Genomic DNA, 17,642 nt, shown 5'->3' with positions numbered 1-17,642 from the left:
GCCGCAAGATTCCGTTCGGCGTGGCGCAGATCGGCAAATCCTTCCGCAACGAAATCACCCCCGGCAACTTTACGTTCCGCACCCGTGAGTTCGAGCAGATGGAGCTGGAGTTCTTCTGCAAGCCCGACACCGACCTCAACTGGTTCTATTACTGGAAAGACTACTGCAAGAACTGGCTCCTGAACCTTGGCCTGAACGAAGAGAACCTGCGCCTGCGCGACCACGAGAAGGAGGAGCTTTCCTTCTACTCCAAGGCCACAACAGACATCGAGTTCCTGTTCCCGTTCGGCTGGGGCGAGCTGTGGGGAATCGCAGACCGCACCGACTACGATTTAAAGCAGCACCAGAACCATTCCGGCAAGGCACTGGATTACTTTGACCCCGAAAGCAACGAGCGCTATATCCCCTACGTCATTGAGCCGTCCCTCGGCGCGGACCGCGTTGCGCTGGCCTTTTTGTGCGACGCGTACGACGAGGAGGAGCTCGGCGAGAACGACAGCCGCATCGTCATGCACCTGCATCCGGCGCTTGCGCCGTACAAGGCGGCCATCCTGCCCCTCTCCAAAAAACTGAACGAAAAGGCGCAGGAGGTTTACGCAAAGCTCGCCAAACACTTTATGGTCGATTACGACGACGCCGGCTCCATCGGCAAGCGCTACCGCCGTCAAGACGAAATCGGCACCCCGTTCTGCCTGACCTACGATTTCGAGAGCGAAACCGACGGCTGCGTCACCATCCGCGACCGCGACACCATGCAGCAGGAGCGCGTCTCCATCGACAAGCTAGTGGAATATATCGAAGCCAAAATCGAATTCTGAATTTTATTCTCTAAAAAGCTCGTCCCCGCAAAAAATTTGCGGGGACGAGCTTTTTTATTATACAATCAATATTTGCTATTCACGCTAAACAAATTAACTTAGCCAATGGATCCAGACAAACTTGTTAATCCACTCCCTGAACTCGTGAATTTAATATAAATTTTTGATGTCTGAGAAAGGCCACCAACCGTAAAGCTCTCGGTCTTTCCGGGCGCTACAGTTCCGGATGTTACTAATTCATCATTAGAAGAAAAATTATAGATTCGGTATGTGAGCTTCCCAGGAGAGCTCGAATCATTCGTAATACTAACATTATAGGTATATTTTCCAACAATTAAATACTCTGTATAAACAGACCCTCCATTCCCACAAACGCCAGAGAATTTATAAGCTCCGTTCTTCGAAACATCATATACAGTTCCTGGACGCGTAGCTCCATAAGGGCTTATCGTGCTTTGCGCACCTGTATCCACCAGATAATCCGGAGAACTAACCAAACTTTGATTTGCAGTTTGACCAAAAACCACGAAGTTGCAAAGCAGAGCAGTCATCATCATTACTGACAACAATGAACGTAACATTTTTTTCATAATTAACAACTCCTTATAATTTTTATGTTTATATAACACAACAGTTTACATAATTTGTCAATAATGTAATTATTTAACTTTTTTTGCTTGTAAATGTAATAAATGCAATTTATAATTAATGATATAGTTTATATTTACTTGGCGGAGGTTATTATGTTCGGTACTGTACTCTACTATTTAATCAGAATTTTACCCATGTGGATTTGCCTTCTTGTCTTTTCTATCCCGCTGGTTCTTTTTTTAATTCAAAAAAACGGTGGAAAAGGGAATTGGTGCTACTGGGCAATCCAATATTTCTTTCTCTCTTATCTGATTTTTGTTCTGCAAATCGGCGGCATCACAAGAATACTATTTTTCTTGCAGAACCCTGTATACTTTAAGCCCTCTACGATGACTGTGAACTTGATTCCTTTTGTTGATCTCTTTTCAGACCCTTCTCAATATTTTGCAAACATTCTTCTATTTGTACCCTTTGGGCTTTTGTTCCCTTTTCTTGCTCCGAAAAACCGTCTTCACTCTACGCTTTTATGGGGGATCGGTTTTTCTTGTTCGATTGAAGTTCTGCAGGCTTTTTGTCTGCGGACCCCAGATATCAATGATCTGCTCATGAATACCCTAGGTGTGTTACTTGGTTATTTCCTGTTTGCTTTTTTCCAAAAGCAAACTTCTTTCAAATATAAAGCTGTGCAAAAAGTGCCCAGCAGTAAAAAACATAAAATGGAATACTATTTTCTCTTCTCTTATCTATTTATATTTCTCTTTGATTTTCTTACGATGATCGCTGATCCAACTTCAAATCCCTAAAAGTATTTCAAAAATAGAAATTCACTGGCATAGCCGATGATTGTTTTGCAGAATAGAGTCTCGGCCTGCTCTAAAGGAGCAGGCCGAGACTCTATTCTGCAAAAGCAGCGGACACAACGCGCTTTTCAGAGCAATCCTCTTACATATTCCACCAAGGGAGCGATCGATGCTTCCTCGATAAAATCCACGGATTTTCCATACGTTTCCAGCATCAGACGATCCTCGTCCGTCCGCTCTTCCGGCGCTTTCGAATCAATCGTCATTTTCTTCATCATCGCCATCATGCCCCGGTGAACCGGCCCCAGCCTGCCGTAATCCATCGCACCGCGCAGATGGAACACCTTGAGCTTTTCCCTTTGCTCCGGGGAGAAATTCCGATTCAGAATCTCCGAATAATCCGTTATCGCCGGGTTTGCCAGCCCCACTGTAAATACCACCAGCGGCGGACAGGGATACTTCGCCACCAGGTCCACGCCGGCAATCCCGCCGGCATACAGACCGCCGCCATACACAACCACATCATATTCCCGCAAAGATGCCGGCGAAACGGCAGAGCGCTCCAGAAGCTCCGCTCCCAAATCGCGGGCAATCCATTGCGCGTATTGCCTGGTCGAACCGTATTTTGACTGATAGATCACCGCAATGCGCTTCATTTTTGCTCCTCCACCCTCTGTTAACCGATCACCATGCCGCCGTTGACCCCAAGCACCTGGCCGGTGATAAAATCCGACCGGCTATCCGCCAGAAAGAACACAGCCTCCGCAATGTCACGGCAGGTGCCGAGCATGCCAAGCGGCGTTTCTTCGCAGAGCTGCTCGAGCGTTTCCGCCGAAAGCGCACCGTTCATTTCGGTGTCGATCACCCCGGGGGCCACACAGTTCACCTGAATGCCCGACGGCCCAACCTCTTTTGCCAGGGCGCGCGTCATACCGATCACCGCGGCCTTGGCGGCGGAGTAATGCACCTCGCACGAGCCGCCGATCTGCCCCCACATGGAAGAAACGTTGATGATCTTCCCGCTGTGGCGTTGGATCATCCCCTGCAGCGCACGGCGGCTGCAATAGAACGCGCCGTCCACGTGTACCGCGAACATCCTGCGCCAGTCATCGTCCGTCAGGTCGGTAAACAGCTTCTGCTGCGCGATTCCGGCATTGTTCACCAATACGTCGACTCCGCCGAAGTGCACCTCCGCCTCGTCAAACATCCGCTCCACCTGCTGCCGGTCGGCAACGTCGGCGCGAACGGGCAGAATCCGTTCCCCCGCGCAAACACCGAGCTGCCGCTCCAGCAAATCCGCCAGTTCCCGCGCCTGTTGTTCACTTGTGTTGTAATTCAGCGCCACCCGGTACCCCGCAAGGGCGAACCGGCGTGCGATCTCACTGCCAATGCCCCGCGAGGCCCCGGTGATCAAAACTGTTTTGCGCTGTTCCAAGCTCATTCCTCCCAAACCGCGTCCTGTTCCATGTTCCCGGTCAGCATCATCAGCGCTGAAAGAGCCGCAACCGGGGCCGTTTCCGTGCGGAAAATTCGCGGGCCCAGTGTCGCCACCTGCGCGCCGTTTTGCCGGGCCAGCTCTACCTCGTCCTGCGCAAAGCCGCCTTCCGGCCCAATGAACAGAGAAATCCGCTCCTCGTTTTCCAGCCCCAGGCTGCGCAGGCTCTGCCCGCCGCCCTCGTAAAAGAACAGCAGCCTGCCGCCGTCCGCCGCGGCCTGCTCCACCGCCTTCGCATACGGCGTAATTTCCGCAACCTCCGGCACGATTCCACGGCCGGATTGCTTGGCCGCCTCCAGCGCAATTTTCTGCCAGCGCTCCGTCTTTTTCCGCGCCGCCTTTTCGTCCGGGCGGGACACACACCGCGCGCTGAGCACCGGCACCACGCGGCACGCGCCGCACTCTACCGCCTTCTGCACTACAGAGTCCATCTTGTCTGCCTTGGGCAAAGACTGATACACCGTCACAAAAACAGAGGGTTCGCTGATGCTTTTCGCCTGCTCCAGCACACGCACCTGCGCGCGGTTCGATTCTGTCCGCAGCAGCACACAGCGGTAATCCGTCCCGCGCCCGTCGCACAGGGTCAGCGCTTCCCCCTCCCGCATCCGCAGGGATTTGACGATATGCGCCCCGTTTTCCCCATCCACCCAGGGCTCGTCCCCCGGTGTGCAGGGAAAATCGATAAAAAATCTCGGCATGCAATCTCACTCTTTCCGGCCGGCGGCCTGTTCTCATCATTCGCTTTATTATATTCCAAGAAAAAAGGGAAAGTCAATCCCAGCATGGCGAAGAGAGCTTTTCCTTCTTTTCGTCGAGAGAAAAGCCGCCGGTTTTGCAGTAAAAAGATCAGAAAGCAGCTTCTTTCAATATCATCAAAACTTGCTCTCGATTTTCGCTCCAAAACCGCTTTTCTCCTCAACCCTGCATCTGTTTGGCCCGTAAATAAATAAAGCATTTGGAAAATTTTTCTGTATTAATACGATTTTACTGATGATCAGCTTGTCGTTTCAGCCTTGAAAAGCAGCCGCCCTAAATAAGGAAATCCTCTTGCCATCATCATCGAAACTTGCACTTCTCACGGCGCAGGCAGGAAATTCAACCCACATTTCACGGGTCAGGTAACCGGGTCACCTATTTAAAAGCAAAATTCTCTGTCTCTTGCTTCGCTTTGTGGCAGGCTTTCCCCACCCCGATCACTCATCCAAAAACGACACAAACGCCAGAATCCCCCGCCGGGCCCGGCGGGGGATTCTGTTCACACCGCAGGCATAAGCCGCGGCAACTTTATTATTTGGTCCAACGAAAACGAGATTATTCCTTCGCTCTCGCTTCCAGATCTTCGTAAGCCTTCTTCGCATCTTCCTCGGCCTTGTCGAACAGCTTCTCCGCACGATCGGGGAACGCACGGGTCAGCGAGCTGTAACGAACCTCGCCCAGAATAAAGTCGCGATAGCTCTCGGTGGGAGCCTTGCTGTCCAGCTGGAAGGGATTCTTGCCCTCGTCTGCACGGCGGGGATCGAAGCGGTAGTTATGCCAGTAACCGGAAGCAACCGCTTTCTTCTCTTCTGCCTGTGCAACGGTCATGCCGCCCTTAATACCATGGTTGATGCAGGGAGCATAAGCGATGATGAGGGACGGGCCGTTGTAGCTCTCCGCCTCGTGGAACGCCTTCAGGCACTGGTTGTAATCAGCGCCCATCGCAACATGAGCAACATATACATAGCCGTAGGTCATGGCAATTCCGGCCAGATCCTTCTTCTTGATCGCCTTACCGGTCGCCGCGAACTGAGCCACAGAGCCGGTAGGTGTCGCCTTAGACGCCTGTCCGCCGGTGTTGGAGTACACCTCGGTATCGAATACCAGGATGTTCACGTTCTCGCCGGAAGCGATGACATGATCCAGACCGCCGAAGCCGATGTCGTATGCCCAGCCGTCGCCGCCGAAGATCCACATGGATTTCTTCGCGAGGTAATCGCTGTCATCCAGAATCAGGCCTGCCAGTCTTGCGAGCTCGCCGCCCTTCTGCTGAGCCTTCTCCAGCTCTGCCAACAGAACAGTGGCAGCCTTTTTGTTTTCACCGCTGCTCGGCAGGGTATCGATATATTTCTGGCAAGCTTCCTTCAGCTCTGCAGGTGCCTCGTTCAGCGCCAGAATATTCTCAACATAATCGATCAGGCGGTTGCGGACGGCCTTCTGGCCCAGAGCCATACCAAAGCCAAACTCGGCGTTGTCCTCAAACAGGGAGTTCGCCCATGCGGGGCCGCGGCCCTGACGGTTCACGGTATAGGGCGTCGCAGGTGCGGAACCGCCCCAGATGGAGGAGCAGCCGGTCGCGTTCGCAATAAACATTCTGTCGCCGAACAGCTGGGTCGCCAGCTTGGCATAAGGAGTCTCACCGCAGCCCGCGCAAGCGCCGGAGAATTCCAGCAGCGGCTGGTGGAACTGGCTGCCCTTTACGGTGGTTTCCTTAAACTTCTCAAGAACTTCCGGCTTCTCAGAGAGAGTTCTGCCGTACTCGAATACTTCCTCGCCGGCCAGCTGAGTGTCGATCGGCTTCAGAACCAGAGCCTTGTTGCCCTTCATGCCCGGGCAGACCTGCGCGCAGGAACCGCAGCCGGTGCAGTCGAGGGTAGAAACAGCGATGGTGAATTTCAGGCCCGGCAGACCGTTCAGGTCTTTGGACTTGGTCTGTGCGGGAGCGTTCGCCAGCTCTTCGGGAGTCATGACGAGCGGGCGGATAACCGCGTGCGGACATACATAGGAGCAGAAGTTGCACTGAATGCAGTTTTCGGGCTGCCACTCGGGAACATCCACAGCAATGCCGCGCTTCTCATAAGCGGCGCTGCCCTGCGGCACGGTGCCATCCGCGTAATCCTTAAAGGTAGAAACTGTCAGCTTGCTGCCGCGGAACGCGTTGACCGGGTCAAGAACGTTCTTCACATAGCTGACCAGCTCGGGACGGTCGCCCTTGATCACCTTCTCAGCCTCAGTATCGGGAGCGTTCTTCCAGCTCTCAGGTACCTGAACCTCAACAAAGCCATCCACACCGCGGTCGATCGCCGCATGGTTCATCGCAACAACCTTGTCACCCTTCTTGCTGTAGGACTTGGTTGCAGCTGCCTTCATGAATTCCACAGCCTGCTCAATCGGGATGATGTTCGCGATTTTAAAGAACGCTGCCTGCAGAATGGTGTTAATGCGTCCGCCAAGGCCCAGTTCCTTACCAATCTTGATACCGTCGATGGTGTAGAAGTGAATGTCGTTCTGCGCGATGAATCTCTTCATCTTGCCGGGCAGACGATGATCCAGCTCTTCCACATCCCACGGGCAGTTGAGCAGGAAGCTTCCGCCCTTTTTCAGGTCTTCCACAATATCGTACTTGTCGATATAAGAGGGGTTGTGGCAGGCAACGAAGTCCGCCTGAGAAATATAGTAGGTGGATTTGATCGGCTTGTCACCAAAACGCAGGTGAGAAACGGTCAGACCGCCGGATTTTTTGGAATCGTAATCGAAATAGCCCTGCGCGAACATGTCGGTGTGGTCACCGATGATCTTAATGGAGTTCTTGTTTGCGCCAACGGTACCGTCCGCGCCAAGGCCCCAGAATTTGCAGGAATGTGTTCCCTTGGGAACCGTGTTTACACGCTCAATGATGGGCAGAGACAGGTGAGTCAGGTCATCCACAATGCCGATGGTGAAGCGCTTCTTCGGAGCTTCCGCCTGCATGTTGCGGTATACGGCGATAATATCGTCCGGGGTGGTGTCTTTGGAACCGAGGCCATAACGGCCGGAGTACACGGACACATCAGAGAAATCGCTGTCGGACAAAGCAGCCAGAACATCCAGGAACAAGGGCTCGCCAATGGAACCGGGCTCCTTCGTTCTGTCGAGAACAGAAATCTTCTTCACGCTCTTTGGCAGCTCGTCAAGCAGATACTTCGCAACGAAGGGACGATACAAGTGAACCTTCAGCAGACCAACCTTTTCGCCTGCGGCGTTCAAGTAATCGATGACCTCTTCGGTACAGTCGCAAACAGAGCCCATGGCCACAATGACACGATCTGCCTCGGGGTGTCCATAATAGTTGAAAGGCTTATAGTCTGTGCCAAGTTTCGCGTTGACCTTGTTCATGTAGTCAATCACAATCTCGGGCACGGCGTCATAATAAGGGTTGCTGGCTTCTCTGGCCTGGAAGAAGATATCGCCGTTCTGGGCGCTGCCGCGCAGTACGGGATGCTCCGGATTCAGCGCACGGCGGCGGAACGCAGCCACAGCGTCTTGATCGAGCATATCGTCCAGATCCTTGTAATCCCACACAGAAACCTTCTGAACCTCGTGAGAAGTACGGAAGCCGTCGAAGAAATGGAGGAACGGAACTCTGCCGCGAATAGCAGCCAGATGCGCAACCGCACCCAAATCCATAACCTCCTGCGGGTTATTGGAGCACAACATGGCGAAACCGGTCTGGCGACAGGCATAAATATCGGAATGATCGCCAAAGATAGAAAGTGCATGAGTTGCAAGGGCACGCGCAGAAACATGAATTACTGCGGGCAGCAGCTCGCCAGCCATCTTGTACATGTTCGGAATCATCAGAAGCAGGCCCTGAGAAGCGGTATAGGTTGTCGTCAGCGCGCCTGCCGCCAAAGAGCCGTGCACCGCACCGGCCGCACCAGCCTCAGACTGCATTTCCGTAACCTGAACCTCTCTGCCGAACAGATTTTTCAGTCCATTTGCGGCATACTTGTCCGTTTCATCCGCCATCACAGAGGAAGGCGTGATCGGATAGATGGCAGCAACGTCCGTAAACGCATAAGATACATGCGCCGCGGCGGTATTGCCGTCTATGGTTTTTGTTTTTCTTGCCATGTAATAATTTCCTCCTTTAAGGATACAAATTAGGAAGCGAGCGTATCAGTTTGCACAGCCCTATACCTTTCTGTGCCTTCGTTCATTCTAACATTTTTTTACTATAGTGTAAAGGCTGACGGTTCCGAATTTTGGCTTTTCAGTGTATTTTTCGAAAAAGCAATTAAAGCACCTTTTGGGCTCAAAAAATGTCGGCTCTGCCGGGCCGGGGGCTATTTTCCCCCATTTTGGCGGCAATCGGGGCAAAATAGTCGGGCATTGGATTCTATATCCCGCTTGCAGGGTCTCAACTGCGCGCGCCCTGCGCTGCACGGGCGCAGGCGGTTTGACATGTCTGCTCCCGATACGATACAATAGAAATTAACTAATCTGATCGGGCTCTTCGGAATGTCACCGAGTTATTTTACAATTTGAAAGGGGAAAAAATACATGCCTCCCGAACCTGCGGGCATATTATCCGGCGCACCCATGCTGCTCAGCATGCAAACCGTCGAAACCGTCAATCCAGACTTTAATCCGTTTGTTTCACTGCTGATTCTGTTTCTTCTGATTCTGGTCAACGCATTTTTCGCGGCCTCCGAAATCGCCATCATTACGCTCAACGACAATAAGATTCGAAAAATGGCGGAGGACGGCGATAAAAAAGCGGAAAAAATTCTGAGGCTGACGGAAAACTCCAGCCGGTTTCTTTCCACCATCCAAATTGGCGTTACGCTTTCCGGATTCCTGACCTCCGCATCGGCTTCCCAAAGCTTTGCGGCGATTCTGGCGGAAAAATTGAGCTTCCTGCCGATTTCCACCTCCTTGCTGCACGGCGTCTCCACCGTACTTATTACCATCATCCTGTCTTATTTCTCGCTTGTCCTGGGTGAACTGGTGCCGAAGAAGATCGCCATGCAAAAGGCCGAGGCGCTCAGCTTTCGCTTTATCGGCATTTTAAGTGCCACAGCTTCGATCTTCAGCGTTTTCATTTCTTTCCTCACGGTTTCTACCAACTTTGTTCTGAAGCTGCTGGGCCTTGACCCGAACACCACGGAAGATACCGTCACAGAGGAAGAGATTCTGATGATGGTCGATGTCGGTGAAGAAAAGGGCCTGATCATCGGCAGCGCCAAGGACATGATCGAAAACATTTTCGATTTTGCCGACACCACAGTGGAAGAAATCATGACGCACCGCACCGACGTGGGCGCGGTAGAGGATACCAGCTCCATCAGCGACGTCGTGGCCCTGGCCATAGAAGAGGGGTATTCCCGCATTCCGGTATTTCATGAGGACCTGGACACAATCCTTGGCATTATTTATGTGAAGGATTTGCTGAAATATGTAGGCAGCGAGATCAACAGCAGCGTAAAAATCACCGATCTGATGCGCCCCGCGTACTTTGTGCCTGAAACAAAGCGCTGCACGCAGCTGTTTACCGAAATGACCGAGAATAAAGTGCAGATTGCCGTGATCGTCGACGAATACGGCGGCACCTCGGGCATCATCACGATGGAAGACCTGCTGGAAGCCATCGTGGGCAACATTCAGGATGAATTCGACGATGAGGAAGAAGAAATCCGCCGCGTCAGCGACAACAGCTACACGGTAGAGGGCAGCACCTCAATCGATGAAATATCCGACCTGGTGGGCGTCGACCTGCCGGAGGGCGATTACGATACCATCGCGGGCCTGGTGGTCGAAAATCTGGGCCGCATTCCAAAACCCGGCGAGCATCCCACAGTTCGCGTGCAGAATCTGGCGCTGACCGTGCAGGAGGTAGAGGAAAACCGTATTTCCCGCCTGCTGATCGTCAAGGATCTCACACCGCCGCCCCCGGAGGGGCAAAGCGGGGATAAAAACGCTCTGTCGGCTAAGGCGGACTCCTCTAAGGAGCACCACCACCATCACCACCTTTCCTCGTTTATCGATACGGAATCGTAATTCATTCGTAACTGTCAGCCCCGCGCCGAATGCTCGGCGCGGGGCTTTTATTCTGCCCACACCATAGCTTCTTTAGAATTCATTTACAAATGCGCCCCGATCGGTTTTACGAGCCGATCGGGGCGCATGTTTCGTACTCACTTTGCAGTCAAAGTTTTTTCAGCGTGCCGTCTTTCAGTTTTCCTTTGCCGGTTTAGAAAGATAGCTCATCGCAAAAGCAATCAGTGCGGAGAAAGAGCAGAGGATACAGACGGGAGTCTGCAAGGTGCTTTTCGCCCAAATGGCCAAAGAGCCATTAACAGTGACCACAGAAACGATTTGAATCGCAACCAGACAAAGAGCGGTCAGTATCGCTAAGATCAAGAAGAAAAGAAAAATATTGTTTATTACACCTTTCATCGTACGTCAACCCCCTATAATGGGCAAAAACCCCAAAGCGACCAAGGCGCCTACCAGAACGAGCGGAATCAAATAATGGAAAATCAAAGGCTTGAACATCACGCTGACATTTTCCACCCCGGCAATACTGCTGGAGATAAAAATCGGGGAGGACATCGGGGGCGAGCAGCCCTCTGTAGAAACAAAGAGCAGGAAAGCTACCACAGCGGTAACGGGGGGAACACCTACGGCCACCATGGCGGAATATGCGACCAGGCCAAGACTGACCGTGGTTGCGGTAGCATTCAGCGGGCCGGCCACGAGCGCGACGACGAACCCAATCAGAAGGATCATGGCAACCTTCGGCAGATTCAGGCCTCCCAGAAGAGTGCTCAGGCCATCCCCAAAACCGATCAAAGTCAAGGCGGAGCTCCCGGTCAGGGCAAACAGAGAAACCGCTCCGCAGGAACAAACTGTTTTGGAAGTAGAGGAGAGAAGCTGCTTCCAGCCATCCCAGGTTTTCGGCAGCAATTTACGGCCCAAAACCAAGCAGATGGACATGATCAATACCGGAACCCAGATGATAATATTGATGGCGCCCACGGCCTTCTCACCAAAGGAAGCCTGATTTTTCAGCACGGAGCTGACAGGGCCAATGGTCAGAAGAAGCGGTACGATGATGCCCAAAAACATAAGTAACGACGTGCCGCCCTGTTTGATCGCAACGCTCAGTTTTTCAGCCTTGCTGGATAAAGCGGGAATCTTGTATTTCGATACATAGTAACGGACTACCAGCAGGCGGTAGGCCAGGGCCCAAAATGCGCCGCACAGCAGGGGCAGGTACAGATCCCCATAACTGACGGCCTGCGCGATGGGAGCAAAGCTCAGCATCAGGAACAGAGAAGAGGCAGCCGGGCCGCAGATGCCAAGGTCTGCATTGCCGGTGTTCATGGTGGCGGCCACATCCTTCGGCCATCCGGATTCCAGCATCCATGGAACGGTGATGGAACCCACTGTGGCGGAATTGGCACTGCTCGCGCTTGCTACCATCCCAAACAATCCGCTTGCACAGGCAGAAACATAGGCAGGGCCCCCGCGGACACGCCCCAACAGGGAGTTCAAAATGTTAACCAGATGGTTGATGATGCCCGTTTTTGTCATGATAGACGCCATCACGGTAAACAGGATAATGGCGGCCATAACGTTTTCCTGTATCGCATCGGTAAAACTGCTGGCCAGTGTGGCGGGAATCTGATTAACCCCGTTGAAAGCGCAGGCGATGATCATTCCTAAAAACATCGCCTCCGCGATGGTCCGTTTTAATCCCAGATACCAAAACATAACAAACAGAATATAGACCACAAAGGCCCAAATTCCAATTCCGATCTGCATGAATAGATCCTCCTTTTACAACTCTTTTTATCAAGATCGGGGGAGCCATTGGGTATTTACAATGTCGTGCATCGTCCCTGTTTTCGCTAGGGATGTGACCTTTTCCGCGATGAAAGGAATCATCGCATCGGCAAGATCGGCCGTAGTGCCGCCGATGTGCGGCGTGATAATGACATTGGGACATTGCAGAAGCTGGGCCGTAACAGCGGAATTTTCATCTTCCACACAGTCCAGTCCAACCCCGGCCAGATGGCCTTTCCGCAAACTCTCCAGCAAAGCGGCATCGTCGATCAAACCGCCTCTGGCGGTATTCAGCAAATATGCTGACGGTTTCATCGCGGCCAGCTGTTCTGTTCCGATCATATGCCTGGTACTGTCCAACAGGGGGACATGGAGGGAGATCAGGTCCGAAGTGGACAAGAGCTGATCCAGCGGCACAAAGGTCATGTGGTGCTGCTGTTCCACTTCTTCCGGCAGGCGAAGCGGATCGTAATACTGCACCCGTGCGCCTAAAGCCTGCGTCAGCGCGATGACACGTCGGCCGATATTTCCCCCTCCGATGATCCCTACGGTTTTGTAATTCAGGGAAAAAGAAGCGTTTCCGTAAATTCCCCGATCCCAATTCCCGGACTGCACGTTATGGCAGTAGCCCAATATTTTGCGGCTCAGCACGATCATCAGGCCCAAAGTCAGTTCCGCTACGGCGTAGGCGTTGACGCCGGGAGTATTAGCCACCATAACGCCGCGCTTTCCGGCTGCCTCAATATCCACCGAATCATATCCGGCGCCCCAGCGAATCACGGCTTTCAGGTTGGGGTTATGTTCGATCACGCCCTCCGGGGTTTTTAAAATGCGGACGATGATACACTCCGCGTCGGTCATGGCGTCGTATTCCTCCTGCGTCAGAACCGAAGTGACACGATGCTGCGGCAGAAGCGACTGAAAGTGCTCCAATGTACCGGTAGGATAAGGGCCTGCAAGGACGATATTCATGCTTTTGCCCCTTCCGTTTGAATGCGGGCAGCAATCTCACGCATCAGCGCCTCGCTGGGATTTTTCCGGTCGATTTTGGACGTTTCTACAATCAGCGGGTACAGTCCTACGCCGCATTCCGCAGCTACTTTACGAAAGACCGACATAAACGAGGAGTGAGCGCCGCTGTAGCCCAAAACCAGATCTCTGGGTTTGATGGGGGTATGATACCCTTCCTTTTCCATGACTGGGATCAATTCCTGATCCTCAAAATCCAGAAGCTGATAAAGGTCAACCTCCCGCGCAGCCCCTTTCATCTGCATCAGCGCGACAGCTACTTCCGTGGGAAGGTTGCCGGCGCTGCGGGCCATGCCGAGCAGACCGCAGTCCAGTACATCCACCCCATTTTCGTAGGCGGCCAAAGCATTGGCGGTACTCAGCCCCAGATTATTGTGGCAGTGGAAACCGACAGGAATATGTAAGCGGTCTTTCAAAGCCTTGACATATTCACCGGCATCCTGCGGCAGCATCGTACCGGCAGAATCCATAATGGTGATTTCATCCAGACCATGAGCTTCCAACTGGGCGGACTCTTCGGCCAATTCCTCCGGGGAAAGCAGATAGGCTTTCATCAGAGAATACCGTGCCGTGATGCCGTGCTTTTTGACATCCTCAATCACATGATAAATCTTCTCACCGTCACCGGCGTCCATACCAATGCGCAGAAAAGAGATTCCTTTCTCTGCCGCCATGGCTACGTTTTCCGGTTCATAACGCTTGGCGTTTAAAAACATGCCGATTTCTGCCTGAGACAGGTAGGGGTGGATCAAATCCAGATAAGCGGCGTCGCTGATTGGGGCAGGACTCCCCTTTTCTGTCGCGCCAAGCCCCTTTGCATTACCCATTTCAATGATGCGGATATTGCTGCGGATCAAGCCTTCGATCATCAGCCTGGTCAGCTCAGGGGAAAAGCCGTTGCCAACCACATTCGCGCCATCGCGCAGCGTACAATCCATAATTTTCACAAAATCACTCCTCAATCAAGCTAATTGATGTATTTTTTCACCACAATTACCATACAGGAAATCCGATCAAATGTGAAACACAGGTATTTTTTCGGCCCAACAAAAAATTTTTGTCCCCCAGTCAAAATTTCTGCGTTTTGACAAACATCTATAAGTCAGGTATTCTGTTTTAGAAAGAATCATTTGTGAAATATGGATTGCTTGAGGAGGTAGAGTATGGATACCGCCAGTCTTTATTATTTTACAGAGGCGGCCAAAGACCTGAATTTTACGCAGACAGCCAACCGCTTGTTCTTGTCGCAGCAAAATTTAAGCAATCACATTGCCAGAATGGAAACGCTTTTGGGGTGCAAGCTGTTTCAGCGAAAACCAAAACTGGAGCTGACCTACGAAGGGGAGCTGTTTCTCTCTTATGCCAAGGAGGCCGTTGCGTCAGAAGGCAATATCATTGCAACGTTAAAATCCATTCAAAATGAAAACGCAGGTGAATTGCGCATTGGCATTACAACACCCCGCGCCAGTATCATTGTGCCCGAAATGATAGAGGTTTTCAATGCAGCTCATCCGGGAATCCATATCAAGCTGTTTGACCAACCCTCCTACCTGCTGGAAAAAATGCTGGCAGATAATAGGCTGGACTTTTGCATAGGAGTGATCTATTCCGAATACCCCGAGCTTCAGTCCACTCATCTGCTGACTGATAAAGTTTATCTTTGCGTCTCTGACAGTCTGCTCCGCAGCTGCTATGGGGCGCAGGCCGATAAATTGCGAAAGCAAGCGGAACACGGTGCGAATGTTGCGGATTTTTCCCGTCTCCCTTTGGTTATGTCCACAGACAGTATTCCGCTGACCCGCGCCATCCTCTCTTGCTATGAAGAGACGGACACCCAGCCAAACGTACTACTGACCACCACTTATCCGCAGCTTTTCCGCTCCCTGTATTTCAGCGGAATTGCGGCCACCTTTATGACGGAAATGATTCTGGCCGATACTCTGCGCCACCAGCAGCAGGGAACAGAAAAACTGTATGCCTTTCCCCTGCTGCGCAACGGAAGCTTTTTATGCCGGGACGTCACCCTTACCGTCAACTGTCACCGGTACCTGTCAAAACCGGCCAAGCATTTTATATCCTTAACGCAAAACATGTTTTCTACCATTCAAGAAAAACGAAAAACAGAGGACAAGGATGAGGTCGCCGCAAAATAAAATCACTGAAGCTTTATATATAGAAATTCAGTTCCTATGCGCCTTGGAGCCGCTTTCAAAAGCCAAGCCAGGCGTATTTTTTTGCCTTTTTAAATCGCACTTTGCATCCCTTTTCAGGAAAAAGGGCTTGACACTTCTCCTATCATGCATTACAATATAGCCAGTACATTGCATTGCATAATAGCTGTGCCGCAGTCAGGAGGAAGCACCGCATGATACCGTCACAAATGCTGAAAGGTACGCTGGAGGGCTGCATACTGAAAATCATCAGCAGGCAGGAAACCTACGGCTACGAAATATCGCAGCAGCTGCAGCAGTATGGATTTGCCGATATTTCGGAGGGGACGATCTATCCCCTATTGCTGCGGCTCGAAAAAAGCGGACTGATCACCGCCGAATACCGGGAATCCCCTCTGGGGCCCCGGCGAAAATACTTTTCTCTTTCCGCGGCGGGCCGGGCCGAGCTCGACGGATTTCACGCGAACTGGAAAGAGCTTGAGCAAGCGGTAAACAATCTGTTCATTCATGGAGGAGATAACGATGAATCAAAAGGCTAAGCTGCTCAACCGCAGCAACAATCAGCTTGATGAACGCCTGAGTGCCGAAAACGACCGGGTGATGACCGATATGGTCTGCTATCTGCGCGCATCCGGCCTGTCCGAATATAATCAGGAGCTGGTTCGGCAGGACCTGCTGGAAATGGTGCTTTCCGCACAGGAGCGCGGCGATTCCATCGATACGGTCATCGGCGGGGATTACCAGAGCTTCTGTGATGAGATTATCGCGAGCCTGCCGCCGAAAAGCGCTTTGCAGAGGATAAGCGGCATTCTCAGCACCTTTTTTCTGTGTTCCGCGATTCTGTGCGCCATCGGCGTCGTATTTTCAAAGGATACCTTTGAGCTGATTCGCTCGGCCATCTCCGGTCAGCCTTTGAATTTTCAGATTTCCGTACCGGTCAGCAGTCTCGTGTCCTTTGCTCTGATTATCGCCTTTTCCGTTTTTATCGTGCAGTATATCTGCAAGACGGCTTTCCGCACAAAGAAACCAAAGCCGAGCCTTGGGAAAAACTTTTTGATCGGCATGGGAATCATGGCATTCTTTCTGGTGATCGCATGGTTTGGGCGCACCGTAGCCTTTACCGTTTCCCTTTGGGCCGCGTGCATCGGAATCGTCGTCATGCTCGCGCTATACAAGGTTCTGGAACAGTATGAAGGATAATGACTTCTCTCTGCAGGGTGGTTTCCGGCAATCCACAGTCGACATATAAATCAAAGCCTTCCTGTCATTTACAACAGGAAGGCTTTCTTCTTTTTGCAAAGTAGAATCTCAAAAGCTACTGTTAGCAGGATTCCCCCACATGGGGATTTTTACTGGTATAGCCTTACAGGCTCAGCCTGCAGGCACGTCGCGGGACAGCTCGGAGAAAAGCTTTCGCTTTGCACTCCATTCGTCGCGCTACGCTGACTGTTCTCACGAAGAAAGAGCCATCGACTCCCATACCATGCGGTATTCGATTTACGTCTTGAACGCTTTTGGAAGAGAAGCTTTTCAGCGGACTCCCCCGCGCGAGGGCGCCCCTCGTGCTGGGGCATGCTCGCTTTTTCGTTGCTCTATGCTTTCGATTTCTCTTTGTATCAAGAAACGATTTTTTTCTTTGCAGCTATACCGCGAGGTTTCCGCTTGCGTGTGCCTGCCCCTCGTACCGGGGCAGGCACTACCTTTCGCTACGAGGCGGCGTTAAGCAAAGGCTCGCCAAAGGACACCTTTGGAATCCGTTTGGGGAACGATTCCCAACAATGCAAACAAAAGCCTCCAGAAAGGCGCTCCAACGAAAATGCCCACTCTCCTAGCAACAGCAAATCAAAAGCTTCGTGCTTTCGTCCGTCGGCCGTCATTTTCAGAGCGCTCTCGTTGGCTCGCAGAGGGCGGCCTGACGAGAGTTTTGGACTATCCCATAGCCGCCCGGTAATTTCTTGTACTTTTTGCGGGTGTTAAGACTTCCTCCACGCACTCGCTTCACGCGTAGGCCATGCCTGTGCGTGAATAAGCACCAGAGCGGGAGCTTCTCACGGTTTCCAAAGGCAGAGCCTTTGGTCGCCCTGAGGGGGTTCCAAGGGGGAAAGAATCGAAACTCTCCCCTTTGGCGAATCTTTGCTTACTTTCTTTTCGC

The 17,642-nt window shown here is 52.0% G+C and carries 15 protein-coding genes; 6 read left to right on the top strand and 9 right to left on the bottom strand.

Annotation, left to right across the window (positions count from 1 at the left end; translation table 11 throughout):
• On the top strand, nucleotides 1-818 hold an 818-nt coding region (locus TY09_RS15555), incomplete at its 5' end, for a glycine--tRNA ligase (protein WP_042436278.1).
• Nucleotides 819-916: 98 nt separating this feature from the next.
• Here the strand turns inward: TY09_RS15555 and TY09_RS18435 are convergent.
• Entirely contained in the window at nucleotides 917-1,408 is a 492-nt protein-coding gene (locus tag TY09_RS18435; protein ID WP_147584715.1) for a hypothetical protein, read from the bottom strand.
• Nucleotides 1,409-1,561: 153 nt separating this feature from the next.
• Between TY09_RS18435 and TY09_RS17760 the strand changes: the two genes are divergently transcribed.
• Nucleotides 1,562-2,212, top strand: a complete 651-nt coding sequence (locus TY09_RS17760) for a VanZ family protein (protein ID WP_009066791.1) — start codon at nucleotides 1,562-1,564, stop codon at nucleotides 2,210-2,212.
• Nucleotides 2,213-2,337: 125 nt separating this feature from the next.
• On the opposite strand, the gene TY09_RS15545 is transcribed toward TY09_RS17760, so the two are convergent.
• From TY09_RS15545 to nifJ, 4 genes are all read right to left on the bottom strand, one after another.
• On the bottom strand, nucleotides 2,338-2,865 hold the full coding sequence (locus tag TY09_RS15545) for a flavodoxin domain-containing protein (protein ID WP_009061492.1): 528 nt from the start codon (nucleotides 2,863-2,865) through the stop codon (nucleotides 2,338-2,340).
• Nucleotides 2,866-2,885: 20 nt separating this feature from the next.
• The gene (gene ymfI, locus TY09_RS15540; protein ID WP_042436277.1) at nucleotides 2,886-3,644 is read right to left on the bottom strand and encodes an elongation factor P 5-aminopentanone reductase; all 759 of its coding nucleotides are present in this window, start codon (nucleotides 3,642-3,644) and stop codon (nucleotides 2,886-2,888) included.
• 2 nt (nucleotides 3,645-3,646) lie between these two features.
• On the bottom strand, nucleotides 3,647-4,402 hold the full coding sequence (locus TY09_RS15535) for a 16S rRNA (uracil(1498)-N(3))-methyltransferase (RefSeq protein ID WP_042436276.1): 756 nt from the start codon (nucleotides 4,400-4,402) through the stop codon (nucleotides 3,647-3,649).
• A 613-nt stretch (nucleotides 4,403-5,015) separates the two neighbouring features.
• Nucleotides 5,016-8,573 carry a pyruvate:ferredoxin (flavodoxin) oxidoreductase gene (gene nifJ / locus TY09_RS15530; RefSeq protein ID WP_042436275.1) on the bottom strand — a complete coding sequence of 1,186 codons (3,558 nt, stop codon included), beginning with the start codon at nucleotides 8,571-8,573 and terminating at the stop codon, nucleotides 5,016-5,018.
• A 429-nt stretch (nucleotides 8,574-9,002) separates the two neighbouring features.
• Here nifJ and TY09_RS15525 point away from each other — a divergent pair, with 429 nt between their 5' ends.
• Nucleotides 9,003-10,499, top strand: coding sequence for a hemolysin family protein (locus tag TY09_RS15525; protein ID WP_042436274.1), 1,497 nt, complete (start codon nucleotides 9,003-9,005; stop codon nucleotides 10,497-10,499).
• 174 nt (nucleotides 10,500-10,673) lie between these two features.
• On the opposite strand, the gene TY09_RS15520 is transcribed toward TY09_RS15525, so the two are convergent.
• The 4 genes from TY09_RS15520 to TY09_RS15505 are packed head-to-tail and all read right to left on the bottom strand — an operon-like array spanning nucleotide 10,674 to nucleotide 14,257.
• Nucleotides 10,674-10,898 (bottom strand): hypothetical protein, encoded by a 225-nt coding sequence (locus TY09_RS15520; RefSeq protein ID WP_009061531.1) that lies wholly within the window; start codon nucleotides 10,896-10,898, stop codon nucleotides 10,674-10,676.
• 6 nt (nucleotides 10,899-10,904) lie between these two features.
• The gene (locus tag TY09_RS15515; RefSeq protein ID WP_052335725.1) at nucleotides 10,905-12,269 is read right to left on the bottom strand and encodes a TRAP transporter large permease subunit; all 1,365 of its coding nucleotides are present in this window, start codon (nucleotides 12,267-12,269) and stop codon (nucleotides 10,905-10,907) included.
• A 30-nt stretch (nucleotides 12,270-12,299) separates the two neighbouring features.
• On the bottom strand, nucleotides 12,300-13,262 hold the full coding sequence (locus tag TY09_RS15510) for a 2-hydroxyacid dehydrogenase (RefSeq protein ID WP_042436273.1): 963 nt from the start codon (nucleotides 13,260-13,262) through the stop codon (nucleotides 12,300-12,302).
• Complete coding sequence (locus TY09_RS15505) at nucleotides 13,259-14,257, bottom strand: beta/alpha barrel domain-containing protein (RefSeq protein ID WP_042436279.1); 999 nt, start codon at nucleotides 14,255-14,257, stop codon at nucleotides 13,259-13,261. Before TY09_RS15505 ends, TY09_RS15510 begins: the two co-directional genes overlap by 4 nt.
• Nucleotides 14,258-14,482: 225 nt before the next feature.
• On the opposite strand from TY09_RS15505, the gene TY09_RS15500 reads away from it, so the two are divergent.
• The 3 genes from TY09_RS15500 (at nucleotide 14,483) to TY09_RS15490 (ending at nucleotide 16,690) form a co-directional block, all read left to right on the top strand.
• Complete coding sequence (locus TY09_RS15500) at nucleotides 14,483-15,472, top strand: LysR family transcriptional regulator (RefSeq protein ID WP_042436272.1); 990 nt, start codon at nucleotides 14,483-14,485, stop codon at nucleotides 15,470-15,472.
• A 212-nt stretch (nucleotides 15,473-15,684) separates the two neighbouring features.
• Nucleotides 15,685-16,029 carry a PadR family transcriptional regulator gene (locus tag TY09_RS15495; RefSeq protein ID WP_009061491.1) on the top strand — a complete coding sequence of 115 codons (345 nt, stop codon included), beginning with the start codon at nucleotides 15,685-15,687 and terminating at the stop codon, nucleotides 16,027-16,029.
• Nucleotides 16,013-16,690, top strand: a complete 678-nt coding sequence (locus TY09_RS15490) for a DUF1129 domain-containing protein (RefSeq protein WP_042436271.1) — start codon at nucleotides 16,013-16,015, stop codon at nucleotides 16,688-16,690. Before TY09_RS15495 ends, TY09_RS15490 begins: the two co-directional genes overlap by 17 nt.
• Nucleotides 16,691-17,642: the final 952 nt, after the last annotated feature.

The organism is Faecalispora jeddahensis (assembly GCF_000577335.1).
Classification (GTDB): Bacteria; Bacillota; Clostridia; order Oscillospirales; family Acutalibacteraceae; genus Faecalispora; species Faecalispora jeddahensis.
The sequence above is the reverse complement of the archived record's forward strand: the minus strand, read 5'-3'. Positions and strand labels throughout refer to the sequence as shown.

Bases quoted from the DNA above. Each gene is read 5' to 3' on its own strand.
- TY09_RS18435 (WP_147584715.1), bottom strand. From the start codon at position 1,408: ATGAAAAAAATGTTACGTTCATTGTTGTCAGTAATGATGATGACTGCT.
- TY09_RS17760 (WP_009066791.1), top strand. From the start codon at position 1,562: ATGTTCGGTACTGTACTCTACTATTTAATCAGAATTTTACCCATGTGG.
- TY09_RS15545 (WP_009061492.1), bottom strand. From the start codon at position 2,865: ATGAAGCGCATTGCGGTGATCTATCAGTCAAAATACGGTTCGACCAGG.
- TY09_RS15535 (WP_042436276.1), bottom strand. From the start codon at position 4,402: ATGCCGAGATTTTTTATCGATTTTCCCTGCACACCGGGGGACGAGCCC.
- nifJ (WP_042436275.1), bottom strand. From the start codon at position 8,573: ATGGCAAGAAAAACAAAAACCATAGACGGCAATACCGCCGCGGCGCAT.
- TY09_RS15525 (WP_042436274.1), top strand. From the start codon at position 9,003: ATGCCTCCCGAACCTGCGGGCATATTATCCGGCGCACCCATGCTGCTC.
- TY09_RS15520 (WP_009061531.1), bottom strand. From the start codon at position 10,898: ATGAAAGGTGTAATAAACAATATTTTTCTTTTCTTCTTGATCTTAGCG.
- TY09_RS15515 (WP_052335725.1), bottom strand. From the start codon at position 12,269: ATGCAGATCGGAATTGGAATTTGGGCCTTTGTGGTCTATATTCTGTTT.
- TY09_RS15510 (WP_042436273.1), bottom strand. From the start codon at position 13,262: ATGAATATCGTCCTTGCAGGCCCTTATCCTACCGGTACATTGGAGCAC.
- TY09_RS15505 (WP_042436279.1), bottom strand. From the start codon at position 14,257: ATGGATTGTACGCTGCGCGATGGCGCGAATGTGGTTGGCAACGGCTTT.
- TY09_RS15500 (WP_042436272.1), top strand. From the start codon at position 14,483: ATGGATACCGCCAGTCTTTATTATTTTACAGAGGCGGCCAAAGACCTG.
- TY09_RS15495 (WP_009061491.1), top strand. From the start codon at position 15,685: ATGATACCGTCACAAATGCTGAAAGGTACGCTGGAGGGCTGCATACTG.
- TY09_RS15490 (WP_042436271.1), top strand. From the start codon at position 16,013: ATGAATCAAAAGGCTAAGCTGCTCAACCGCAGCAACAATCAGCTTGAT.